The 23,401-nt window shown below is 70.7% G+C and carries 25 protein-coding genes, 1 tRNA gene and 2 pseudogenes; 16 read left to right on the forward strand and 12 right to left on the reverse strand.

All coding sequences use genetic code 11. The annotated features are described in order from the left end of the window. Positions 1-5: 5 nt before the first annotated feature. The 5 genes and pseudogenes from NFR93_RS10085 to NFR93_RS16105 all read right to left on the reverse strand — a co-directional run. A complete protein-coding gene (locus NFR93_RS10085) occupies positions 6-674 on the reverse strand; it encodes a nucleotide exchange factor GrpE (RefSeq protein ID WP_251452855.1) in 669 nt (222 codons plus the stop codon). Between the two features lie 2 nt (positions 675-676). Beyond that, positions 677-2,545 (reverse strand): molecular chaperone DnaK, encoded by a 1,869-nt coding sequence (gene dnaK, locus NFR93_RS10090; RefSeq protein WP_251452870.1) that lies wholly within the window; start codon positions 2,543-2,545, stop codon positions 677-679. A gap of 144 nt (positions 2,546-2,689) precedes the next feature. After that, a pseudogene (locus NFR93_RS10095) lies at positions 2,690-3,891 on the reverse strand (cation:proton antiporter). Positions 3,892-3,897: 6 nt separating this feature from the next. Further along, on the reverse strand, positions 3,898-4,107 hold the full coding sequence (locus tag NFR93_RS10100; RefSeq protein WP_251452872.1) for a cation:proton antiporter regulatory subunit: 210 nt from the start codon (positions 4,105-4,107) through the stop codon (positions 3,898-3,900). A gap of 137 nt (positions 4,108-4,244) precedes the next feature. After that, positions 4,245-4,385 (reverse strand): annotated as a pseudogene (locus NFR93_RS16105) (cation:proton antiporter regulatory subunit); the annotation flags it as partial. 152 nt (positions 4,386-4,537) lie between these two features. On the opposite strand from NFR93_RS16105, the gene NFR93_RS10105 reads away from it, so the two are divergent. Beyond that, complete coding sequence (locus NFR93_RS10105; protein WP_251452874.1) at positions 4,538-5,935, forward strand: MFS transporter; 1,398 nt, start codon at positions 4,538-4,540, stop codon at positions 5,933-5,935. Between the two features lie 36 nt (positions 5,936-5,971). On the opposite strand, the gene NFR93_RS10110 is transcribed toward NFR93_RS10105, so the two are convergent. After that, positions 5,972-7,867, reverse strand: coding sequence for a BCCT family transporter (locus tag NFR93_RS10110; RefSeq protein WP_251452876.1), 1,896 nt, complete (start codon positions 7,865-7,867; stop codon positions 5,972-5,974). 78 nt (positions 7,868-7,945) lie between these two features. After that, positions 7,946-8,488, reverse strand: a complete 543-nt coding sequence (locus tag NFR93_RS10115) for a MarR family winged helix-turn-helix transcriptional regulator (protein ID WP_251452878.1) — start codon at positions 8,486-8,488, stop codon at positions 7,946-7,948. Positions 8,489-8,609: 121 nt separating this feature from the next. Here NFR93_RS10115 and NFR93_RS10120 point away from each other — a divergent pair, with 121 nt between their 5' ends. From NFR93_RS10120 to NFR93_RS10170, 11 genes are all read left to right on the forward strand, one after another. Then, positions 8,610-8,918, forward strand: coding sequence for a hypothetical protein (locus NFR93_RS10120; RefSeq protein ID WP_251452880.1), 309 nt, complete (start codon positions 8,610-8,612; stop codon positions 8,916-8,918). A 54-nt stretch (positions 8,919-8,972) separates the two neighbouring features. Continuing rightward, complete coding sequence (locus NFR93_RS10125; protein ID WP_251452882.1) at positions 8,973-9,704, forward strand: sirohydrochlorin chelatase; 732 nt, start codon at positions 8,973-8,975, stop codon at positions 9,702-9,704. A gap of 126 nt (positions 9,705-9,830) precedes the next feature. After that, positions 9,831-11,567, forward strand: a complete 1,737-nt coding sequence (locus NFR93_RS10130; protein WP_502846278.1) for a nitrite/sulfite reductase — start codon at positions 9,831-9,833, stop codon at positions 11,565-11,567. Next, entirely contained in the window at positions 11,564-12,307 is a 744-nt protein-coding gene (locus tag NFR93_RS10135; RefSeq protein ID WP_251452884.1) for a phosphoadenylyl-sulfate reductase, read from the forward strand. Before NFR93_RS10130 ends, NFR93_RS10135 begins: the two co-directional genes overlap by 4 nt. After that, positions 12,304-13,260, forward strand: a complete 957-nt coding sequence (gene cysD, locus NFR93_RS10140) for a sulfate adenylyltransferase subunit CysD (RefSeq protein WP_251452887.1) — start codon at positions 12,304-12,306, stop codon at positions 13,258-13,260. Before NFR93_RS10135 ends, cysD begins: the two co-directional genes overlap by 4 nt. Continuing rightward, a complete protein-coding gene (locus tag NFR93_RS10145; protein ID WP_251452889.1) occupies positions 13,260-14,618 on the forward strand; it encodes a sulfate adenylyltransferase subunit 1 in 1,359 nt (452 codons plus the stop codon). The genes cysD and NFR93_RS10145 overlap by 1 nt, the downstream gene beginning before the upstream one ends. Beyond that, positions 14,615-15,433 carry a uroporphyrinogen-III C-methyltransferase gene (gene cobA / locus NFR93_RS10150; RefSeq protein WP_353049910.1) on the forward strand — a complete coding sequence of 273 codons (819 nt, stop codon included), beginning with the start codon at positions 14,615-14,617 and terminating at the stop codon, positions 15,431-15,433. Before NFR93_RS10145 ends, cobA begins: the two co-directional genes overlap by 4 nt. Further along, complete coding sequence (locus NFR93_RS10155; RefSeq protein WP_251452891.1) at positions 15,430-16,842, forward strand: FAD-dependent oxidoreductase; 1,413 nt, start codon at positions 15,430-15,432, stop codon at positions 16,840-16,842. The genes cobA and NFR93_RS10155 overlap by 4 nt, the downstream gene beginning before the upstream one ends. After that, entirely contained in the window at positions 16,839-17,168 is a 330-nt protein-coding gene (gene fdxA, locus NFR93_RS10160) for a ferredoxin (RefSeq protein ID WP_251452893.1), read from the forward strand. Before NFR93_RS10155 ends, fdxA begins: the two co-directional genes overlap by 4 nt. Then, positions 17,161-18,126, forward strand: coding sequence for an NAD(P)/FAD-dependent oxidoreductase (locus NFR93_RS10165; protein WP_251452895.1), 966 nt, complete (start codon positions 17,161-17,163; stop codon positions 18,124-18,126). The genes fdxA and NFR93_RS10165 overlap by 8 nt, the downstream gene beginning before the upstream one ends. A gap of 274 nt (positions 18,127-18,400) precedes the next feature. Then, positions 18,401-18,559, forward strand: coding sequence for a hypothetical protein (locus NFR93_RS10170; protein ID WP_251452897.1), 159 nt, complete (start codon positions 18,401-18,403; stop codon positions 18,557-18,559). Between the two features lie 8 nt (positions 18,560-18,567). On the opposite strand, the gene NFR93_RS10175 is transcribed toward NFR93_RS10170, so the two are convergent. Both NFR93_RS10175 and dcd read right to left on the reverse strand, forming a co-directional pair. Beyond that, a complete protein-coding gene (locus tag NFR93_RS10175) occupies positions 18,568-18,975 on the reverse strand; it encodes a hypothetical protein (RefSeq protein WP_251452899.1) in 408 nt (135 codons plus the stop codon). Between the two features lie 36 nt (positions 18,976-19,011). Beyond that, positions 19,012-19,617 (reverse strand): dCTP deaminase, encoded by a 606-nt coding sequence (gene dcd, locus NFR93_RS10180; protein WP_251452902.1) that lies wholly within the window; start codon positions 19,615-19,617, stop codon positions 19,012-19,014. A 58-nt stretch (positions 19,618-19,675) separates the two neighbouring features. Here dcd and NFR93_RS10185 point away from each other — a divergent pair. Both NFR93_RS10185 and NFR93_RS10190 read left to right on the forward strand, forming a co-directional pair. After that, positions 19,676-19,746 (forward strand) — tRNA-Gly (locus NFR93_RS10185). An 89-nt stretch (positions 19,747-19,835) separates the two neighbouring features. Continuing rightward, a complete protein-coding gene (locus NFR93_RS10190; RefSeq protein ID WP_251452905.1) occupies positions 19,836-20,063 on the forward strand; it encodes an RNA-binding S4 domain-containing protein in 228 nt (75 codons plus the stop codon). 232 nt (positions 20,064-20,295) lie between these two features. Here the strand turns inward: NFR93_RS10190 and NFR93_RS10195 are convergent, their stop codons facing one another. Further along, entirely contained in the window at positions 20,296-20,580 is a 285-nt protein-coding gene (locus NFR93_RS10195; RefSeq protein WP_251452908.1) for a DUF1905 domain-containing protein, read from the reverse strand. A 59-nt stretch (positions 20,581-20,639) separates the two neighbouring features. Between NFR93_RS10195 and NFR93_RS10200 the strand changes: the two genes are divergently transcribed. Then, entirely contained in the window at positions 20,640-21,029 is a 390-nt protein-coding gene (locus NFR93_RS10200; protein ID WP_251452911.1) for an ester cyclase, read from the forward strand. A gap of 22 nt (positions 21,030-21,051) precedes the next feature. Here NFR93_RS10200 and NFR93_RS10205 read toward each other — a convergent pair whose 3' ends face one another. Then, entirely contained in the window at positions 21,052-21,417 is a 366-nt protein-coding gene (locus tag NFR93_RS10205) for a DUF5655 domain-containing protein (protein ID WP_251452914.1), read from the reverse strand. A gap of 118 nt (positions 21,418-21,535) precedes the next feature. On the opposite strand from NFR93_RS10205, the gene NFR93_RS10210 reads away from it, so the two are divergent. Beyond that, positions 21,536-22,132, forward strand: a complete 597-nt coding sequence (locus NFR93_RS10210; protein ID WP_251452916.1) for a class I SAM-dependent methyltransferase — start codon at positions 21,536-21,538, stop codon at positions 22,130-22,132. A 225-nt stretch (positions 22,133-22,357) separates the two neighbouring features. Here the strand turns inward: NFR93_RS10210 and NFR93_RS10215 are convergent, their stop codons facing one another. Then, positions 22,358-23,395, reverse strand: a complete 1,038-nt coding sequence (locus NFR93_RS10215) for an alcohol dehydrogenase catalytic domain-containing protein (protein WP_251452918.1) — start codon at positions 23,393-23,395, stop codon at positions 22,358-22,360. Positions 23,396-23,401 lie beyond the last annotated feature (6 nt).

A 23,401-nucleotide genomic window follows, 5' to 3' on the forward strand; every position in this document is an offset into this window, starting at 1 on the left:
TCTGCTTAACCGGCCCCTGAGCCAGACGAAGGGTCTGCGGGCACGGCCACGACGACCTTCGCGGGGCGCAGCTCCACCGAGCCCAGGCGGTAGCCGATCTCGACGACCTCGAGGATGGTGGGCTCGGTCGTCCCGGGAGTGGGCGCCTGGAAGATGGCCTCGTGCTGCTGGGGGTCGAACGCCTCGCCGGCCTCGCCGTACGTCGCCAGGCCCATCCGCTCGGCGACGCCGCGCAGCTTCTCGGCGATCGCGACGAAGGGGCTGCCCTCGACGAGGTCGCCGTGCTTCTCGGCGCGGTCGAGGTCGTCGAGCACGGGCAGCAGGCCCTTGGCCACCGAGCCCTTGGCGCGCTCGATCTCGACCTCCCGCTGCTCCTCGGTGCGACGCCGGTAGTTGGCGTACTCGGCCTGGAGCCGCTTGAGGTCGGTGAGCAGTGCGCTCTCGAGATCGGCGATCACCGCGTCTTCGGCTGCGGCATCCGCGTTCTGCGACGCACCGAGGATGTCGTCGACGGTCAGCTCCTCGTCCTCGCCCGCGGCATCGCCCTCACCCGCCGTGCCGTCCTGCGGCGCGGGGCCGGAGGACTGCTCCTCCGGCCCCGGCTGGCTGGACTGGCCTTCTTCGGGCTCGGGCGCCGAGGCGTCCTGCGGCTCTTCGAAGTCCTTGTCGGCCATGGTTACTTCTTCTCGTCCTCGTCGTCGACGACCTCGGCGTCGATGACGTCCTCATCGGATGCCGGCTGCTCGCCGCCCTCGGCCGGCTGGTCGCCGGCGGGCTGGGCCTGCTGCTCGGCCTGACCGGCCGCGTAGATGGCCTCGCCGAGCTTCTGCTGGCTCTGGTTGAGCTTGTCGTACGCGGTCTTGACCGCGTCGTCGTCGTCGCCGGCGAGCGCCGTCTTGAGCGCGTCGACATCGGCCTGCACGTCGGACTTGACATCCTCGGGCAGCTTGTCGGCGTTCTCCTGGATGAGCTTGTCGATCGAGTACGACAGGGTCTCGGCCTGGTTGCGCACCTCGGCGGCCTCACGGCGCTTCTTGTCCTCGGCCGCGTGCTCCTCGGCCTCGCGCACCATGCGCTCGATGTCCTCCTTGGGAAGCGACGAGCCGCCCGTGATGGTCATCGACTGCTCCTTGCCGGTGCCCTTGTCCTTCGCCGAGACGTGCACGATGCCGTTCGCGTCGATGTCGAAGGTGACCTCGACCTGCGGGATGCCGCGGGGCGCGGGGGCGATGCCGGTCAGCTCGAAGGTTCCGAGCGGCTTGTTGTCGCGGGTGAACTCCCGCTCGCCCTGGAAGACCTGGATCGCGACGGACGGCTGGTTGTCGTCGGCCGTGGTGAAGGTCTCGCTGCGCTTGGTCGGGATGGCGGTGTTGCGCTCGATGAGCTTCGTCATGATGCCGCCCTTGGTCTCGATACCGAGGCTCAGGGGGGTGACGTCGATCAGCAGCACGTCCTTGCGCTCACCGCGCAGCACGCCGGCCTGCAGAGCGGCGCCGACGGCGACCACCTCGTCCGGGTTGACGCCCTTGTTGGGCTCCTTGCCGCCGGTCTCCTTCTTGACGAGCTCGCTCACCGCGGGCATACGGGTCGATCCGCCGACGAGCACGACGTGGTCGATGTCGCCGACCTTGATGCCGGCCTCGCGGATGACGTCCTCGAAGGGCTTCTTGGTGCGGTCGAGGAGGTCCTTGGTGAGGTCCTCGAACTTGGCGCGGGAAAGGGTCTCGCTCAGCGACACCGGGCCCGAATCGGTCAGCGACAGGTACGGGAGGTTGATCGAGGCGGACGTCGAGCTCGAGAGCTCCTTCTTCGCCTGCTCCGCGGCCTCCTTCAGCCGCTGGAGCGCGATCTTGTCGCCCGAGACGTCGACACCGGTGGTGTCCTTGAACTGCTTGATGAGGTAGTCGACGACCCGCTGGTCCCAGTCGTCGCCGCCGAGGCGGTTGTCACCGGCGGTGGAGCGCACCTGGATGGTCGAGAAGTCGTCGTCCTTGCCCACCTCGAGCAGCGACACGTCGAAGGTTCCGCCGCCGAGGTCGAAGACGAGGATGAGCTCGTCCTCCTTGCCCTTGTCGAGGCCGTAGGCGAGGGCCGCGGCCGTCGGCTCGTTGATGATGCGCAGGACGTTGAGGCCCGAGATCTCGCCGGCCTCCTTCGTGGCCTGACGCTCGGCGTCGTTGAAGTAGGCGGGGACCGTGATGACGGCATCCGTCACCGTGTCGCCGAGGTACTGCTCGGCGTCGCGCTTGAGCTTCTGCAGGATGCGTGCCGAGATCTCCTGCGGCGTCCACTTCTTCCCGTCGACGTCGAAGCCCCAGTCGGTGCCCATGTGGCGCTTGACGCTCGAGACGGTGCGGTCGACGTTGGTGACGGCCTGGCGCTTGGCGGTCTCGCCGACGAGCACCTCGCCGTCCTTCGTGTAGGCCACCACCGAGGGGGTGGTGCGGAAGCCCTCGGCGTTCGCGATGACCTTGGGCTCGCCGCCCTCGAGCACTGCGACGACGGAGTTCGTCGTACCGAGGTCGATTCCAACAGCACGTGCCATGTGTTCTCTCCTTCGTGTGGGCGCGGACGGATGCCGCGGCCCGGTTGATCAGAAGCCTTCTCGCGATCTTGAGTCGCGATGGCTCAACCGTACTCCGCGCTCCTGCACGTGTCAAATGAACTTGATATGAGAAGACTCAACTTCTCAGGCCGTCGCGGCCTTCTGGCGCCATCGCCGTTCCGCTTGCCGCCGCTTCGTCCACGCGGCGAACGCACGTGTGTCGGGCAGGCGCGACAGGAGCGGCCCGGCGATGATCGTGATGAGGACGTAGGCGGTGGCGAGGGCAGCCAGCGAGCGGTCCACGCCGGCGGCGACGGCGAGGCCGGCGATGACGATGGAGAACTCCCCTCGGGGCGTGAGCGCGAAGCCCGCCCGCCAGCGACCGGCCTCGCCGATACCGGCGCGCCGGGCGGCGAGGTACCCGGTGAGCACCTTGGTGGCGATGGTCACGACGGCCAGCAGAATGGCCGGGACGAGCATCGGAACGAGATCCCGTGGGTCGGTGGACAGGCCGAGAACAGGAAGAAGACCGACGCGAACAGGTCGCGCAGGGGCGTGAGCAGCCGCGCGGCGTGCGCGGCGACGGGACCGGAGATGGCGATGCCGACCAGGAAAGCCCCCACCGCGGACGACACGCTCGCCCCCGCGGCGAGACCCGCGACCAGTAGCGTCAGCCCGAGCACCGACAGCAGCAGCACTTCGGCGTTCTTCGACCACACCAGCCGCGACACGAGGTGGCCGTGACGCAGCGCGACGTACAGGATGAGCACCACCGCGGCGAGCGCGATCACCACCGTGACCAGACCGGCGGCGAACCCGGCGCCGACGAGGACCGCGGTGAGGATGGGCAGGTAGAACGCCATCGCGAGGTCCTCGATGACGAGGATCGACAGGATGACCGGTGTCTCGCGGTTGGTGAGGCGCCCGAGGTCCTGCACCATCTTGGCGATGACGCCCGAGGACGAGATCCACGTGATGCCCGCCAGCGCGACCGCCGCGACCGGTCCCCAGCCCAGGGCGAGCGCCAGCAGCGCACCGGGCACGGCGTTGAGCAGCATGTCGAGGACGCCGTCCCTGCGCGCAGCGTGGAGGTTCGTCACGAGCTCGCGTGCGGTGTATTCGAGCCCCAGCATCACCAGCAGCAGGATGATGCCGATCTCGGCGCCGATCTCGATGAACTCGGCCCCGGCCGCCACCGGCAGCAGGCCGCCCTCGCCAAACGCCAGCCCGCCGAGGAGGATCAGCGGGATCGGCGAGATGCCCAGTCGCGCGGCGAGGCGCCCGAGCAGGGCGATGCCGAGCAGGAGCGCGCCGATCTCGATGAGCACGAGCGCCCCGTGGTCCATCGCCGGTCAGCTCCCGCCGATGATGCGCACCAGCGCGTCCAGTCCTTCGCGGGTGCCGACGGCGACCAGGGTGTCGCCGGCCCGCAGCAGATCATCCGGACCCGGGGCGGGCAGCACGCCGGCGTCGCGCACGATCGCCACGATCGAAGATCGCGTCCGGGTGCGCGCCTTCGTGTCGCCGAGCGCCCGACCCGCGAACGGCGAGTCGGCGGGCACCGGGATCTGCTCGGTCGAGAGCCCGTCGACCTGTTCGCGCAGCTGCGCGATCTGGGTGAGGATGAGCGATCCGCCGACACCTCCGACAGCGCGGTGGCCTCGTCGTCGGCGAGCGAGACGGTCATCGCCGCGCGGTCCGGATCCTCGTCGTCCGAGACGGCGAGTTCGCGCCCGCCCTCGCGGAAGGTCACCACGGAGATGCGGCGCCCGGCATCCGTCTCGATGTCATGGCGGATGCCGATACCGGCCAGCTCGACGCGTTCCACATGCACGGACATGTGCTCGTCATGGCACCGCGGTCGCGCCGCCGCGGGTCGCCCGCGACGGTTCGCGGCAGAGAGCCACGCTCGCGATAGCCTGACCGCACGCCGCGATGCCGCGGCCCCGTGGCGGAACCCGCCGTTCACCGAGAGGTCCTACCGTGACCGACATGCCGCTGCCGCATCAGCCCGCACCCGAGTCGGAGATCACTCCCCCCACGAACGCGCGCGCCGGTCGCCGGGGCGTGCTCGCCTGGGCGCTGTGGGACTGGGGATCGGCGGCGTTCAACGCCGTCGTGACGACGTTCGTGTTCTCGACCTATCTCGCCTCGACGCTCTTCGTCGACCCCGCGATCGTCGAGGCGGCCGCCGGCAGCGAGCGCGACCCGGCACTGGAGCGCGCGCTGGCCGACAACGCCAGCGTCGTCGGCTGGGCGCTCATGATCGCCGGCATCCTCATCGCCGCGCTCGCGCCCGTGCTGGGGCAGCGCTCCGACGGCACCGGCCGGCGCAAGTTCTGGCTGGGGGTCAACACCGCCGTCGTCGTGCTGGCGATGGCCGCGATGTTCTTCGTCGAGGGCACGCCGGCATACCTCATCCTCGGCGCGACCCTGCTGGCCGTCGGCAACGTCTTCTTCGAGTTCGCGGGCGTGAACTACAACGCCATGCTCGTGCAGGTCTCGGACCGCGAGAACATGGGCCGCGTGTCGGGCTTCGGCTGGGGCATGGGCTACGTGGGCGGCATCGTCCTGCTGCTGATCCTGCTGGTGCTCTTCATCCAGAGCTTCGGGGCCGAGGGGCGCGCGGGGGTGCTCGGCATCCCGACCGACGGCGGGCTGCACATCCGCCTCGCGGTGCTCACGTCGGCGGTGTGGTTCGGGATCTTCGCGATCCCGGTGCTTCTCCGCGTGCCCGAGGTGCCGGCACGCGAGCGCCGGGTGCGCGTGGGCTTCTTCCGCTCGTACGCCGTGCTGTGGGCCACGATCACGAAGCTCTGGCGCGGAAACCGCCAGGTGCTGATGTTCCTGTTCGCCAGCGCCGTCTTCCGCGACGGGCTCGCCGGGGTGTTCACCTTCGGCGCGATCATCGCCGCGCAGGTGTTCGGATTCTCATCGTCCGAGGTGCTGTACTTCGCGGTCGCGGCGAACGTCGTCGCGGGCATCTCGACGATCCTCGCCGGCCGCCTCGACGACCGGTTCGGCCCCAAGAACGTGATCATCGTGTCGCTGCTCGGCCTCATCGCCGCCGGCACCGCGGTGCTCTTCATCGGCACGGCCCAGATCGGATTCTGGATCGCGGGGCTCTTCCTCACCGCCTTCGTCGGACCGATCCAGTCCGCCAGCCGCTCCTTCCTCGCCCGCATCACCCCCGAGGGGCGGGAGGGCGAGATCTTCGGCCTCTACGCCACGACGGGGCGTGCGGTGTCGTTCCTCGCCCCCGGACTGTTCGCACTGTTCGTGGCGATCTCCGGGAACACGCGCCTCGGCATCCTCGGGATCGTGCTCGTGCTGCTGGCGGGCCTGCTCCTCATGCTGCCCGTCAAGGCGAAGCAGGCCGTCATCGACTGACCACCCCGGGCGGTGGCGGCGGGCGGGGTCCGGGTGTCAGTGCAGCGGGTCGCGCCCGTCGTCATCGTGCCGCCGGTCGGGGACCGCGTCCACATCCCCCGACGCCCGGGGGTCGTGGTCGACGAGATCGTCCACGTCGTCCGTGGACACGCCGGCCGGGTCGGCGTTCTCGACGGTCAACGCACGCGAGGACGCCCGTCGCGGCATCCGCTCGTCGTCCACGTGAGTGAGAGCAGGGCGCAGCGGACCGGTCGAGGCGGCGGGCGCCTCGACGGGTCGCGAGCGGCGGCGGCGGAACCAGCCGCCCCGGGCCCGCTCGGGTTCGTCGACTTCGAGGCCGTAGTACTCGCCGATCCGATCGACGAACTGGGCCCGCTGCGCGCGCAGGTAGGCCCGCCGCTCCCGGCTGAACGCCAGCACGGTGGCCCAGCACATCGCGAGCATCACCAGGCTGAACGGCAGGGCGATGATGATCGCCGCGGTCTGCAGGGCGGTGAGTCCACCCGCGAGGAGCAGGGAGATCGCCAGCACGGCGGTGACCAGCACGAAGAACGTGCGCACCCACTTGCGCGGATTGATCTGCCCGCCGGTGGCGATCATCCCCATCACCAGGGCGCCGGAGTCCGACGAGGTGATGAAGAAGATCGTGATCAGCAGGATCACGCCGATCGTGAGGACGGTGCCCCCCGGCATCCCCTCGATCAACTGGAAGAGGGCGCCCTGCAGGTCGACGGTGCCCTCGGCCGTCGTCATGGATCCCGGCTCGCTGAGCTCGCGGTAGAGCGCCGAACCACCCAGGACCGCGAACCAGAGGATCCCGATCAGCGTCGGCACGATGATGACGCCCATCACGAACTCGCGCACCGTGCGCCCGCGAGAGACGCGGGCGATGAAGATGCCGACGAAGGGCGCCCACGAGATCCACCACCCCCAGTAGAAGGACGTCCACGACGCCTGCCACTGCTCGCCGTCGCCGCCCTGGAACGCGCTCACGTTGAAGGACAGCCCCACGAAGTTCTGGATGTACGCCCCGATCGACTGCACCCACTCGCGCAGCAGGAACTCGGTCGGACCGAGCACCAGCAGAAGGAGCACGAGGATGCCGGCGAGGACCAGGTTGATCGTCGACAGCCACTTCATGCCCTTGGTCAGCCCCGACAGCACAGACGCCAGGACGAAGACGGTGATGATCAGGATCAGCACCACCTGGGTCGCCGGGTTCGGCTCCGCGATACCTGCCGACCCGAGCCCGGCGCTGATCTGCAGGACGCCGAGTCCGAGCGAGGTCGCGACGCCGAACAGCGTGCCGGCGAGCGCGACGGCGTCGATGACATTGCCCCAGGCGCCCTTGACGCGGCGACCGAGCAGCGGTTCCAGTGTCCACCGGATCGAGATCGGCCGTCCTCGGCGGTGGATCGCGTAGGCCAGGCCGAGCCCCACCACCACGTAGATCGACCATGCCTGGACGCCCCAGTGCAGGTAGGTCTGGGTGAGCGCCTGCTGGGCGAGCTGCTCGGGCGTGCCCGTCACGCCCGGTCGGGGACTGACGAAGTGGCTGAGCGGTTCGCTCACCCCGTAGAAGACCAGTCCGATGCCCATGCCCGCGGCGAACAGCAGCGCGAACCAGGAGCCGAGGCGGAACTCGGGCTTGTCGTCGTCCTTGCCGAGGCGGATGTCGCCGAAGCGGCTGAAACCGAGGAAGAGGCAGAACGCGACGAAGAACGCGGCGATCAGCACGTAGTACCAGTTGAACGCGTTGACGATCGAGGACTGGACCGCCCCGAACACCTGCTCGGCCACCGACGGCAGCAAGAGGGCGAACGCGCTGAACCCCAGCACGATGACCGCCGCGGGCCAGAAGACCCACGGCTCGATCGACGTGCGCCGCTCACCGGTGGAGCGGTCGGTCTCTTCTGCGGAACCGGCGGACATGGCGACACCCTTCGCTGATCGGACGCCTTTCACGGTATCGGTGGGCCCCGCCGCTGCGCACGCCCTTCGGCGCAGGGGTCAGACCGGCCACCCGTCGGCCAGCTTGGCGAGAAGTCGGGCGAGCTCCGTACGCTCCGCATCGGTGAAGGACTCCAGCGCGGCGGCGACCGACGAGCGCCGCTCGCCGCGGAAGCCGCGGACCGCACTCCGGCCCTGATCGGTCAAGGCGACGAGCGTGCGCCGCGCGTCGTCGGGGTCGGCCTCGCGCATCACGAGCCCCAGCTCGACCGACTGCTGCACGAGCCGCGAGGCCCGGGGCTGGTCGACCCCGACCGCGTCGGCGATCGCGCTGATCGACAGCCCACCGGATGCCGCGGCGAGCGCCTCCAGCATGCGCAGCCGTGCGGGTCCGCCGAGCCGAGGGCCTCCGGCCCACGGTCCGCCGCCGCGCCCGTGGTGGTGCTCGTGGTGGCCACGGCCGCGGTGCTCGTCGGCGGAATGCGGGTGCGGACCGTGCAGCGGCTGAGGCCCGGCTCCGGGCGGGCGCGGACCACGCTTGGAGCGGAGCCGCGCGAGCGCATCCGCGATCGCGTCCGCGGGGTCGTTCGGGGCGTCGGCCATGCGTCGAATTTACATGTGTGTTGACAAGTTTCGCGAGTGCATGTCACACTACATATGCATGCAATACAGCATGTATCTCTGACGGCACACCGCCGCCGCCTCGACGAAAGACATCCATCACATGACAGACAACGACACCTTCCCGGGCGAGTCCTCCGAAGATCTCCGCCCCGCCGCCACCCTGGACGACATCGCCGAGCGCCTCACCGCGCTCGAGTCCGCCGTCTCGGAGCTCCTCGCGCGCCGCCGCCGCAAAGACCGCCGCCACCACCACGAACGTCACACACGTGGCGAGCACCGCGGCGAGCGCGAATACGGCGCAGGGCACCGCGGCCACGGCGGGCACATGCACCGCGCACCGCACGACGGTCCGCGATTCGACCACCACCCGCACCACCGCGAGCGGGGCTGCCGTCACGCGCACGTGTGACAGCACGTGACACACGGGTCGCACGGCCGGGACCGTGCGGCAGAATGGGCCGGGATGAGCAGCATCCCGGCCCTTCTCGCGATCTCGCACGGCACGTCTTCGCCGGCAGGTCAGGCGGCCGTCGCCGCGCTGGTGGATGCCGTCGCGGCACGTCTTCCCGATGTCACCGTCCGGCTCGGACACGTCGACGTCCAGCAGCCCGACGTTCCGGCATCCCTCGACGCCCTGCCGCCGGGGCAGCCGGTGGTCATCGTTCCGCTCCTGCTGTCTGCGGGCTACCACGTGCGCATCGACCTCATCGAGCAGACCGCCGGGCGCTCGGGCGTGACGATCGCGAAGGCTCTCGGCCCCGACGCGCGTCTCGTCGAGGCCCTCGCCGCGCGACTCGCGCCGCTCGCACCGCATCCCGAGGACGCCGTGGTGCTGGCCGTGGCCGGCTCCAGCGACGAGCGCGCCAACGACGACTGCCGCACGACGGCCGACATGCTGGCGGCCCGGCTCGGGCGCCCGGTCACGACGGGCTTCCTCGCGGCGACGGATCCCCGCGTGGGCGCCGCGGTCTCCGCCGCGCGCACCACCGCGTCGCGGGTCGTGGTCGCGAACTACCTTCTCGCCCCCGGCTACTTCGACGATCTCGCCGTGCGGCTCTCGCAGCCCGATCCCGTCGCCCGTCCCCTGCTCGACGACGACGAGCCCCCGGCATCCCTCGTCGATCTCGTCATCGCGCGCTACCGCGAGGCCCTCGGCGCGCCCGCCCAGGTCGAGGCCGACGACGCAACTGTGTGACGCCCTGTTTCGGCCGTTAACGCCTCTTGACGCCTGACGGCCCCCACTCAGAAACGGTTGCCTACTCTCGTGGAGTGGACTCGACGGAGTCCGCGCCGGGCATGCCCGGAGACGACGGAGGCCACCGTGACCATCAGCGACACATCGACCGGCTCCCCCGCGCCCCGCGCGGAGGGTGCGCGCGCTCGTCCACCTCGCCCCTCGTCCAAGCCGAACGGCCAGTGGAAGATCGACGGCACGACGCCGCTGAACGGCAACGAGGAGTGGAAGCAGGTCGACAACGGCCTGAGCGTGCGCGAGCGCATCGAGAACATCTACTCCAAGGGCGGGTTCGCCTCCATCGATCCCACCGACCTGCACGGGCGCTTCCGCGTCTGGGGTCTCTACACGCAGCGCAAGCCCGGGATCGACGGCGGCCGGACCGCCACACTCGAACCGCACGAGCTCGAAGACGAGTACTTCATGATGCGGGTGCGCATCGACGGAGGACAGCTGACCACCGAGCAGCTGCGCGTCATCGCCGGCATCTCGTCGGAGTTCGGCCGCGACGCCGCCGACATCACCGACCGCCAGAACATCCAGCTGCACTGGATCCGCGTCGAGGACGTCCCCGAGATCTGGCGACGACTCGAGGCTGTGGGCCTCGGCACCACCGAGGCGTGCGGCGATGTCCCCCGCGTGATCCTCGGCTCCCCCGTCGCCGGCATCTCGGCCGACGAACTGATCGATCCGACCCCGCAGATCAACGAGATCACCTCGCGGTTCCTGGGCGACGCGTCGCTGGCGAACCTCCCCCGCAAGTTCAAGTCGGCCATCACCGGGCACCCGAGCCAGGACGTCGTCCACGAGATCAACGACGTGGCCTTCGTCGCCGTCGAGCACCCCGAGCTCGGCATCGGCTACGACCTGTGGGTCGGCGGCGGCCTCTCGGCCTCGCCGCGGCTCGGCGAGCGCCTGGGTGCCTTCGTCGCCCCCGAGCAGGTGGCCGAGGCGTGGCACGGGGTGGCGCAGATCTTCCGCGACTACGGCTACCGGCGGCTGCGCGACAAGGCGCGTCTGAAGTTCCTGCTCGCCGAGTGGGGCCCCGAGAAGTTCCGGCAGGTGCTGCAGGACGAGTACCTCGGCTACGCGCCCCCCGACGGCCCGCCCGCCCCGAAGCCCCCGACCCCGGGCGACCACGTCGGCGTGCATCGCCAGAAGGACGGCCGCTTCTACGTCGGTGCCACGCCGATCGTCGGCCGCGTCTCGGGTCCGATCCTCGCCCACCTCGCAGACCTCATCGAGGCGCACGGCTCGACCCGCCTCCGCACGACGCCCCACCAGAAGATCGTCATCCTCGACATCCCCGAGGACCGCGTCGAATCCCTCATCGCCGGACTCGACGGGCTCGGGCTGTCGGCTCGGCCGAGCCTCATCCGCCGCGGCACCATCGCGTGCACGGGCATCGAGTTCTGCAAGCTCGCGATCGTCGAGACCAAGGCCTACGCCACCGCCGCCGTCCTCGACCTCGAGAAGCGCCTCGAGCAGTTCGAGCTGCCGCATCCGATCTCGCTGCATGTGAACGGCTGCCCGAACTCGTGCGCCCGCATCCAGACCGCCGACATCGGCCTCAAGGGACAGCTCGTCACGATCGACGGCGAGCAGGTCCCCGGCTACCAGGTGCACCTCGGCGGGGGACTGGCATCGCAGGACCGCGACGAGGCGGGCCTGGGCCGTACCGTCCGCGGCCTCAAGGTCGCCGCCGACGGCATCGCCGACTACGTCGACCGCGTCGTGCGCCGCTTCCTCGACGAGCGCGACTCCGGCATCGACGAGACGTTCGCGCAGTGGGCGCACCGTGCCGACGAGGAGGCCCTGGTATGACCGTGTCGCTGGCCCCGCGCACCGCTGTCAAGCGCACGCGAGACGAGCTGAAGGCGCTCGCCGAGCAGGGCGAGCGCGAGCTGCACAGCCTCGCCGCCGACGAGGCGTCCCCCGCCGAAGTCGTCGCATGGGTCGCCCGCAACTTCGGAGTGGATGCCCTCGCCGTCGCCTGCTCGATGGCCGACGCCGCGCTTCCCCACCTCGTCGCCGAGCAGCTGCCCGGTGTGGACGTGCTGTTCCTCGACACCGGGTACCACTTCGCAGAGACGCGTTTCACGCGGGACGAGGTCGGCCGGGCGCTGGACGTGCGCATCGTGGACGTGCTGCCCGAGCAGACCGTCGCGGAGCAGGACGCCGAGTTCGGCGCGAAGCTGTACGAGCGCGACCCGGCCCTGTGCTGCGCGCGCCGCAAGGTCGCTCCGCTGCAGGACGCGCTCGGCGGCTACGAGGTGTGGTTCACCGGCGTCCGCCGCGAAGAGGCTCCGACGCGGGCGAACACCCCTCTGGTGACGTGGGACGAGCGCAACGGGCTCGTCAAGGTCAACCCCGTCGCCGCATGGACGTTCGACGACCTGCTGGACTATGCCGGCGCCCACCAGGTGCCGGTCAACCTCCTGGTCTCCAACGGCTACCCCTCGATCGGCTGCGAGCCGTGCACGAAGCCGGTCGCACCCGGAGAAGACCCCCGAGCCGGCCGCTGGGCCGGTCTCTCGAAGACGGAATGCGGGCTCCACGTATGACGATCTCAGAAACCACGGCCCCCCGGACGCTGAGCGAGGAGCGCAGCGACGAGACGAAGCGCCGCCTCTCGACCCTCGACATCCTCGAGGCGGAGGCAATCCACGTCATCCGCGAAGTCGTCGCCGAGTTCGAACGTCCCGTGCTGCTGTTCTCGGGCGGCAAGGACTCCGTCGTGGTGCTGCACCTGGCCACGAAGGCCTTCGCGCCCGGGCGGGTGCCGTTCCCGGTGCTGCACGTGGACACCGGGCACAACTTCCCCGAGGTGATCCGCTTCCGCGACGAGACGGTCGCCCGTCTCGGCATCCGTCTCGAAGTGGCGCGGGTGCAGGACTACATCGACGACGGCCGCCTGCAGGAGCGCGCCGACGGCACCCGCAACCCGCTGCAGACGCTGCCCCTGCTCGACGCGATCGCCACGGGACGCCACGACGCCGTCTTCGGCGGAGCCCGCCGCGACGAGGACAAGGCCCGCGCCAAGGAGCGCATCATCTCGCTGCGCGACGAGTTCGGCCAGTGGGACCCGCGCAACCAGCGCCCCGAACTGTGGAGCCTGTACAACGGCCGCCACACTCCCGGGCAGCACGTGCGGGCGTTCCCGATCTCCAACTGGACCGAACTGGATGTCTGGCGCTACATCGAGCGCGAGAGCATCGCCCTGCCCCCGCTGTACTTCGCGCACGAGCGCGAGGTGTATGCGCGCGACGGCATGTGGCGCCCCGTCGGGGAGTTCTCGCCGCCGCGCGAAGACGAGTCCGTCGAGGTCCGCACCGTGCGCTACCGCACCGTCGGCGACATGAGCTGCACCGGCGCCGTCGACTCGGACGCCGCCGACATCCGCGCCATCGTCGCCGAGGTCGCGCGTTCCACCCTCACCGAGCGCGGTGCCACGCGAGCCGACGACCGCCTGTCGGAAGCCGCCATGGAAGACCGCAAGAAGGACGGATACTTCTGATGCCCGCGACCCTCTCCACCGGGACGCTGTTCCGGTTCGCCACGGCCGGCTCGGTCGACGACGGCAAGTCCACGCTGGTCGGGCGGCTGCTGCACGACTCCAAGGCGATCCTCGCCGACCAGCTCGAGCAGGTCGCACGCACCTCCGCCGAGCGCGGGTTCGCGCACGGCGAGTTCGACTTCGCCCTGCTGACCGACGGCCTTCGCGCCGAGCGCGAGCAGGGCATCACGATCGACGTCGCGTACCGCTACTTCGCCACCGCCTCGAGATCGTTCATCCTCGCCGACTGCCCCGGCCACGTGCAGTACACCCGCAACATGGTCACCGGCGCGACGACCGCCGACGCGGTCGTCGTCCTCGTGGATGCGCGGAAGGGTGTCGTCGAGCAGACGGTGCGCCACCTCGCGGTGGTCGCGCTCCTGCGGGTGCCCCACGTGATCGTCGCGGTCAACAAGATCGACCTCACCGGCTTCGACGCCGACACCTTCGCCACGGTGTCGTCCGACGCCCACCGGGTGGCCGGCGAACTGGGCATCGAAGACCTGCACGTGCTGCCGGTCTCGGCGCTCGAGGGCGACAACATCGTCGAGCGGTCGCCGCGGACCCCCTGGTACGCGGGTCCGGCACTCCTCGAGCTGCTCGAGACGCTCCCCGGCGCGGACGAGCTCGACCAGGAGCACGAGCCGCTGCGCCTGCCGGTGCAGCTGGTGCTGCGCCCCCAGGGCGGACTGTCGCCCGAGCTCGCCGCCGACCCCGTCGCCGCCGAGGGCCTGCGCGACTACCGCGCCGTCGCCGGACGCATCGCGTCGGGGACCGTGCGCGTCGGCGACCGTGTCGAGGTCTTCCCCTCGCGGGTGGCCACCACCGTGACCGGCATCCGGATCGCGGGCGAAGAAGCCGACGAGGCGGTCGCGCCGCAGTCGGTCTCGCTGGAGTTGGCCGATGATGTGGATGCCGCGCGCGGCGCCCTCGTCGTGGCGGCCGGTACGCTGCCGGACGGACGACGCGACATCGACGCCGAACTGTTCCAGCTCGACCGGCGCACGCTCGCCCCGGGAGCCCGCGTGCTCGTCAAGCACGGCACGACGACCGTACAGGCGCTCGTCGCCGACGTCTCGTCGCGCTACGACCTCGACGCGCTGACCCACGAGCCCGCCCAAGCGCTGGCGACGAACGACATCGGCCGGGTGCGACTGCGCCTGGCCGCCGACCTGCCGGTCGAGCCGTACGCCGACAACCGGCACGGCGGATCGTTCCTCGTCATCCACCCGACCGACGGCGCGACCCTCGCGGCCGGCATCGTGCGCGACAGGGTCGCCGAGGCGGGCCTCTCGGGCGGCACGGAGTGGGCGATATGACCGCCGCGACCGGCAAGGTGTGGCTCGTCGGAGCGGGGCCGGGCGACCCCGGCCTGCTCACCGTCCGCGGACTCCGCGCGCTCGAGCGGGCCGACGTCATCGTCGCCGACCGTCTCGGCGCCCGTGCCGTGCTCGACGGCCTCGCCGCCGAGGGTGTCATCCTCACCGCCGAGGTCGTCGACGTCGGCAAGCTCCCCGGCCACCACGCCGTACCCCAGGACAACATCAACGCTCTCCTGGCGCAGCTGGCCGGCGAGGGTCGCAGCGTCGTGCGCCTCAAGGGCGGCGACCCGTACATCTTCGGCCGCGGCCTCGAAGAACTGGCATTCTGCCAGGCGGCGGGGGTCGAGGTGGAGGTCGTCGCGGGCATCACCAGCGCCATCTCGGTGCCGGCGGTGGCCGGCATCCCCCTCACGCATCGTGGTGTCGCGACCGCCTTCACCGTCGCGACGGGCCACGACCAGATCCGCGAGATCGGCGGCGGCGCCGATCACACCGTCGTCCTGCTCATGGGCGTCGGGACCCTCGCGCACTCCGCCCTGACCCTCGCGCGCGGCGAGCGCGGGCTCGACTGCCCCGTCGCCGTCGTCGAGGACGGCTTCGGCGCCGGACAGCGCGTGACCGTCGGCACCCTCGCGACCATCGCCGCGCAGGCCGCCGAGCGCGGCGTGCGTTCGCCCGCGGTCGTCGTCGTCGGCGATGTCGTGCGGCTGAGCCCGTACGCCCCGGCCGAGCTGGCCACCCTCGATCTCTCTTCGTTCGATCCGCTCGCCGCACCCGGCGGGCGCACCCCTCGAAAGGCCCCTTCGCTGTGACCCACACCCCTTCGTCCCTTGCGAATCTGCGCGTCGCGATCATCGGCGCGGGCCCCGCCGGCATCTACGCGGGCAACATCCTCTCGGGCTCCGTCGCCGAGGCCGGCGGCTCGGTCGCGATCGACCTCTTCGAGTCGCTCCCGGCGCCCTACGGCCTGATCCGCTACGGCGTCGCCCCCGACCACCCGCGCATCAAGGGCATCGTCACCTCGCTGCACGAGATGCTGGATGCCGGTTCGATCCGCTTCATCGGCAACGTCGAGGTGGGCCGGGACATCGCCCTCGACGAGCTGCGCGAACGGTACGACGCGGTCATCATCGCCACCGGCGCGATCCGCGACGCCGTCCTGGACATCCCCGGCATCGACCTGCCCGGGTCGTACGGCGCTGCGGACTTCGTCGCCTGGTTCGACGGCCACCCGGACGTGCCGCGCGAGTGGCCGCTGGATGCACCCGAGGTCGCCGTCATCGGCAACGGCAACGTCGCCCTCGACGTCGCCCGCATGCTGGCGAAGCACCCCGAAGACCTGCGCTCGACCGAGATCGCGGACAACGTGCTCGGGGGTCTCGAGGCCTCGAGCGTCACCGACGTGCACGTCTTCGGCCGCCGCGGTCCCGCCGACATCAAGTTCACGCCCATCGAGCTGCGCGAGCTCGGCGAAGTGCCGAACGTCGACATCATCGTCCACGACGAGGACTTCGGCGACGCCGACCCCGCCGACGCCAAGAACAACCAGCTGAAGGTGATGCTGCGCGTCATGAACAGCTGGCGTACGCGCGAGCGCACCGGCGCGAGCCGCCGCCTGCACCTGCACTTCTACCACTCGCCTGTCGAGGTCATCGGCGCCGACCGCGTCGAGGGTGTGCGCTTCGAGCGCACCGCTCCCACCGGCGACGGCAGCGTCATCGGCACCGGCGAGTACCGCGAGATCGCCGTGCAGCAGGTCTACCGCGCCGTGGGCTACTTCGGCACGCCCGTGCTCGGAGCGCCGTTCGACGAGGTGCGCGGCGTGGTCCCGAACGTCGAAGGCCGGGTGACCGACACCGCCTCTGCGGCGACGGCCGAGGACGGCGGCACCGCACTGCAGGGCCTGTACGCCACCGGCTGGATCAAGCGCGGGCCCGTGGGCCTCATCGGCCACACCAAGTCGGACGCGATGGAGACCATCGCCCACCTCGTGTCCGACGCGCAGTCGGGGCTGCTCGCGGCTCCCGCGGTCGCGGATGACGTGCTCGACCTTCTCGGCGAGCGCGACGTCGCCTACACGACGTGGGACGGCTGGCGCGCCCTCGACGCCCACGAACGCGAGCTCGGCGCGACCCATCGCCACACGCGCGAGCGCGTCAAGGTCGTACCGCGCGACGAGCAGGTGGCGATCTCCCGTTCGGGAGCACTGATCGAGTCATGACCTACGTCATCGCCCTTCCCTGCGTCGACGTCAAGGACCGCGCCTGCATCGACGAGTGCCCCGTGGACTGCATCTACGAGGGCGAACGCTCGCTGTACATTCACCCCGACGAGTGCGTGGACTGCGGCGCCTGCGAGCCGGTCTGCCCGGTCGAGGCGATCTACTACGAAGACGACCTCCCCGATGAGTGGCAGGACTACTACAAGGCCAATGTCGAGTTCTTCGACGACATCGGCTCGCCCGGGGGCGCCGCGAAGGTCGGCGTGATCGCCAAGGACCACCCCGTCATCGCAGAGCTGCCTCCCCAGGCGGAAGGCCATGACTGACCCGCACCCCGCCGCGACCAGCACCGAGGTAGACGCGCTCATCATCGGCGGCGGCCCCGCGGGGCTCTCGGCGGCGCTGAACCTCGGTCGCGCCCGCGCGTCGGTCGTCGTGGTGGACGCCGGCCGTCCGCGCAACGCCGCGACCCTGCGGTCGCACGGTTTCCTGACCCGCGACGGCGTCTCGCCGCTGGAGCTGCGCAAGCTCGCCCGCGCCGAGCTGACTGCGTACCCGAACGTGCACGTGATCGAGCGCGCCGTCGTGTCGGGCCTGCGCCCGCACCCCGGCACCGACGGGCTGCGCTTCGTCGCCGGCATCAACGCCCGCACGCCGCGCACGCCCCCGGCCGTAGCCGCCCGATCGGTCCTCGTCGCCACCGGCCTGCGAGAGACGCTGCCGACGATTCCGAACCTGCGGTCGTACTACGGCATGTCGATCTTCAGCTGCGCGGCGTGCGACGCGTGGGAGCTGCAGGACCGTCCGCTCGCGCTCATCGGCGAGACCCCCGACCTGGCCGCCCGCGCCCGCCTGATCGCCCGGTGGACCGACCGCCTGACGGTGTTCACGAACGGCGCCGACGTGGTGTCGACGGTCGAAGAGGCCGAGCTCGCGGCATCCGGGATCACCGTCGAGCGATCCGGGATCGCGGATCTCGAAGGGGAGCGCGGCGCGGTCACCGGCGTACGGCTGGGCAACGGGCGTGTGGTGGCGGTCGAGGGCGGGTTCGTGCGGCCGGTGTGGCATCCGGCGCTCGACTTCCTCGGCGCGGTCGAGGCCGAGCGCGACCCCGACGGTCATCTGGTCGTCGACGGATCCGGCCGCACCACGATGCCCGGTCTCTACGCCGCCGGCGACGCCGCCGCGCCCGGCCCGCAGCAGCTCATCGTCGCCGCCGGTCAGGGCGCGCGAGCCGCAGCGGTGCTGGTGCACGACCTGGTCGGGGTGCAGACCGCGCACTGAGCGGCGTCCGGCCGATGGGTGCCAGCCGGCCGAGGATCACAACTCCTGCACCTCGAGTGCGGCCCGGCGGGCGCCGGCCGCCGAGGATCACAACTCCTGCACCTTGAGTGCCGCCCGGCTGGCAGGTCCCCGATTCCCCGCGGATTCCCGCCGTGCACGGCGCGCGGCGAGCCGCGACATGCAGGAGTTGTGATCCTCGCGGGGTCTTTACCCGGCCGGGAAGCCGCCTGTCAAGGGCCCCGATCGAGTGCACGGCCAGTGCGAAGCTGGGTTCATGCCCGCACTCGTTACTATCCTCATCATCGTCGGAATCGTCCTGCTGCTCCTCGGCATCTTCGTCGAGGCCGTGAAGTTCCTGCTGTGGCTGGGCCTGGTCCTGCTGGTCATCGGCGTGATCGTCTGGCTGCTGAAGTTCATCAAGCGCAAGGCCTGACACACCACTTACCGGCTGCTCGTGGGTTCGCCCACGAGCAGCCGTCTCGTTAACGCCCGTGCGGCGATGAGGCTGAGGATCAACGCGGTGACGGCGAAGAACCCGCCCAGCTGGACGGCGCCTCCGAAGACGATGTCGGTCACGGCGAGGACGATGAACTTGCTGCCGGCCATCACCGCGAGCAGGAGGAGCGCCCCGAGCACGCGGGTCGCCGGTGTCTGCGCCGTGCGGAGCCTGCCGACCGCAGCCTTCTTGGCGACGAGGACCACCTCGAGGATCGCCTTCAGCAGGATCGCCGTCAGGAGCGCGAGGGCGAAGGACTCCGAGATGACCTGGGGGGCGAACTGGATGAAAAGCCCCAGCACGACCAGGTAGACGAGGACGTCAACGAGGTCGATCGGCCGGATTCGCCCCATGGCGCGAGTGTAGACCCGCCGCACGCGACGGAGCGGTCAGTTGCCGCGCGAACCCGCATCCGTCGAACCGACGTCGGTGCGATGGAAGTTGTGGAACGAACGTGATGCCGTCGGCCCCCGCTGTCCCTGGTAGCGGTTGCCGTAGGGTCCTGAGCCGTAGGGGTTCTCGGCCGCAGACGACAGGCGGAAGAAGCAGAGCTGACCGATCTTCATCCCGGGCCACAGGGTGATGGGCAGCGTGGCGACGTTGGACAGCTCGAGCGTCACGTGCCCGGTGAAGCCGGGGTCGATGAAGCCGGCCGTGGAGTGGGTCAGCAGGCCGAGGCGGCCGAGGGATGACTTGCCCTCGAGGCGCGCGGCGACGTCGTCCGGCAGCGACACCTGCTCGAAGGTCGAACCCAGCGCGAACTCGCCCGGGTGCAGAATGAACGGCTCGTCGGGCTCGACCTCGATGAGGCGGGTGAGCTCCGGCTGATCCTTCGCCGGGTCGATGAAGGGGTACTTGTGGTTGTCGAAGAGCCGGAAGTAGCGGTCGAGGCGCACGTCGACGCTCGAGGGCTGCACCATCGCCGGGTCCCACGGGTCGAGTCCGATGCGTCGCGCCTCGATCTCGGCCCGGATGTCTCTGTCGCTCAGCAGCACGCGATCAGCCTATCCGGGCGGGGCTGTTATGCTGTCCGGGCGCCGTAACGCGGCGTTCGGGGCTGTAGTTCAATGGCAGAACTTCTGCTTCCCAAGCAGACAGCGCGGGTTCGATTCCCGTCAGCCCCTCTGAAGGCCCTCGTGCCGCCTAAAGCGATGCGACGGGCCTTTCGCGCGGGGGTCGGGCCGGAACGGGTCGTCTCGAATACGATTCGGGGATGGTGAACCCGGCTGCGATCGACGACGTCTCCATCGGCGGCGAGGCGATACGCCTCGGGCAGTTCCTCAAGTTCGCGGGGCTTCTGGACTCGGGCGGAGACGTGAAGGAAGCGATCATCGACGGCTACGTGACCGTCAACGGCGAGGTCGATCGCCGCCGCGGCCGGCAATTGCAGCTCGGCGACGTGGTCGGCTTCGAGGGTCACCGGGTACGCGTCTGCCGGTGAGGCGTGCGCACGCTGCCCGCGCGGCACGCTGCCCACGCGGCTGCAGGTGAAGCGTGCGCACGCGCCCCACGCGGCTCGCTGCCCACGCGGCTGCAGGTGAAGCGTGCGCACGCGCCCCACGCGGCTCGCTGCCCACGCGGCTGCAGGTGAAGCGTGCGCACGCGCCCCACGCGGCAGGCTGCCCAGGCGGCTGCCGGTGAAGCGTGCGCACGCGCCCCACGGGTCGCCCGCCTCAGCGCGCCGGCGAGTGCGGCGCGACCGCGACGCGAACGATGTCGCCCACGTCTTTACCCAGTTGCTTCCGCACCTTCGCGCTGAGCGAGATCATGTGGCCGCCTGTGCCCGTCACCATTGCTCCGACGTTCTCCAGCCGGATGCCGTCGACTTCGGCATCCACCCGGACGGACTTCCCGGTCCCGAAGAAGTCGACCGACGAAGGGATCTCGACGCACGACCACATCTCGCCCTTGACGTTCACTCCGATCGGCGCTTCGAAGCGCAGGTCTTTCGGTGTCATGCGGATCACTGTAGCGATCACCGGGATCGCCCCTGCGAGGCGTCACCGAGAATGGTCTGGTGGAGCCGTGGGAGATGCGCGAGTGGTACGCGGACTACCTCGACGCTTGCAACCGACACGACCTGGATGCCATCCGGTCGCTCGTCGACCCCGCCGTGCGCCGCGCGCACCTGCCCGGAGGCGCCGATGCATGGATCGACGACTTGGCCGAGTTGTTCCATGCGTTCCCGGACTGGCGGTGGCGCCGCATCCAGCTCATCGTCGAAGACGACCGCGTCGCGGCGCACCTCCGCGGCAGCGGGACCCACCTCGGGCCCTTCCGCGGCATCGCGGCCACTCGCCGACGCGCGAACGTCGCCGAATGGGGCATGTACCGCATCGCGAAGGGCCGCATCGTGGAGTTCTCGGGCACCGAGCCGATCGAGCTTCTCGCGCAGCTGGAGGCGTGAGGCGTCCGCTCCTCGAGTCCGGTCAGCGCGCCTCCGCATAAGCCGCCCTGAGCCACGCTCTGACTTCCTCGTCGACGTCGTCCACCGTCTTCAGCTCCACGTGGTGCATCCAGACCCGTGCTGAAGAGTGCGCGACTTCCTTGAACCGCGGCGACGAGAGCGGCTGCCGCAAAGCGAATGAGACGACGACCGGCGCCACGCTGCGCACGTACCGCCCCGGCGCCCATGCGAAGGCGAACGCGCGTCGGGCCCGGAAGGCGACCTGGCTCTTCGTCACCCTCACGGCGACATCCTCGCGCGCCACGAGCGGCGCCGCGAGCGCCCGATAGATGGCGACGGCGGACTCGTCCGGCGAGAAGAACTCCTCCCCCTCGACGCTTCCAGCCATGGCGTAACCCTAGGCGCGGGTCAGCACGACGTGCGCGAAGACCTTGTCCGTCCCCGCGGGAGGACGAGAGAACACGCACGTCGGGGCTTGTGCGCGGCACGGCTGGAAGGATGAGCGGATGACGGATGATGCGCGGGCTCTCTGGGATGCCGAAGCGGAACACTTCGACGAGGCTGCCGACCACGGGCTGCACGACCCGGAGGTCCGTCGCGCATGGGCAGACCTGCTGCTTCCTCTGATCCACGACCGTGGGCTGAAGGTGGTTGACCTCGGCTGCGGGACCGGCACGCTGTCGATCCTGCTTGCCGACGAGGGCGGACACGCGGTCACCGGTGTCGACTTCTCGCCCGAGATGATCCGCCGGGCGCGCGAGAAAGCCGGGACGACGAACCCGAAGCCGACCTTCACCGTGGGCGACGCCGCCCACCCACCATTGCCGGCGGGATCGTTCGATGTCGTGCTCTCGCGCCACGTCCTCTGGGCGATGCCGGATCCCGCCGCAGCCCTGCAGAACTGGCTCGGACTGCTCACTCCGACGGGCGTGCTGATCCTCGTCGAGGGTCGATGGCACACGGGGGTCGGGCTGACGGCCGACGAAGGCGTCGCGCTCGTCGGCGGCTTCCGGAGCCACGTCGACCTGCGGATCCTCGACGACCCCCGCTACTGGGGCGGCCCCACCTCCGACGAGCGGTATCTGATCGTCAGCCGCACCTGACGCGCAGCATCCGACACCGGGTGCCTTCCGCGAGACCGGGTGTCTGCCGCGAGACCGAGGGCCACGCCGCGCGTCTCGCGGCGGATCCCCTGTCCCACCGGATGCCGGGGCTCACCGCGCCGCCGGCGGCCTCCACGATCCCGCGTCTCACCTGCGATCCCGCGTCTCGCGGCGGATTCCGGGGCTCGCGGAGCCCACGCCACCCCGCACCCCCGCGCCCGAGGGTCAGGGCAGCCGGGGGTCGACCATCGTCATGCCGGCCGGGGCCGCCCGGTCGAGCAGCGGCAGCCGGGCGGCCGCTTCTTGCAGCCCGACCACCTGCTCGACGAGATCCTGCGGGCGCAGGTCGCCGCTCTCGATGAGCGCGAGCATGCCGGGATAGTCCGCGGCCGCCATGCCGTGGCTGCCGAGGATATCGAGCTCCCACGCGATCGCCCGCGCCATCGGGATGCCGGACAGCCCGGTGGGCGAGGGGAGCAAGCCGACCTGCACATGCCGACCCCGGCGCCGCAGGCTGAGCACCGCGTCGGCCGACGTCTGCTCGCTGCCGACCGCGTCCACCGAGATGTGGCTGCCGCCGATCAGATCGTGGACCCGAGCGGGGACGTCCGCCCCGTCGGCGAGCACGACGTGCTCGGCTCCCAGCGCTCGCGCCACCGAGAGGGCTGCGCTGGTGCGGTCGACGGCGACCACATGGGCACCGAGCGCCCGCGCGATCATGACGGTGCTGAGGCCGACGCCGCCCGCGCCCACGACCGTCACCCACTCGCCGGCGCGCACCCGCGCTCGCGCCGTGAGCGCGCGGTACGCCGTCGCGAACCGGCAGCCGAGCGCCGCCGCGGCCTCGAACGACACACCGTCGGGGATGGCGACGAGGTTCGTGTCGGCGGCGTGCAGCGCGACCAGCTCGGCGAACGAGCCCCAGTGGGTGAAACCGGGCTGCTCCTGATCCGGGCACACCTGCGCCTGGCCGGTGCGGCACCATTCGCACCGGCCGCAGCCGCACACGAACGGGACGGTGACCCGATCGCCGAGCGACCACCGCTCGACGCCGGCGCCGACGCCGACGATGACGCCGGCGAGCTCATGGCCGGGAACGTGCGGCAGGGCGATGTCTTCGTGTCCCGCCCACGCGTGCCAGTCGCTGCGGCACAGCCCGGTAGCCCGCACCTCGACGACGACCCCGCCGGGCGGGAGGGCGGGATCGGGAACGTCGCGCACCGAGAGCGGCTGACCCACGGCATCCATCACGATCGCTCTCAACGGCTG

This window comes from Microbacterium sp. Marseille-Q6648 (genome assembly GCF_943181415.1).
Classification (GTDB): Bacteria; Actinomycetota; Actinomycetes; order Actinomycetales; family Microbacteriaceae; genus Microbacterium.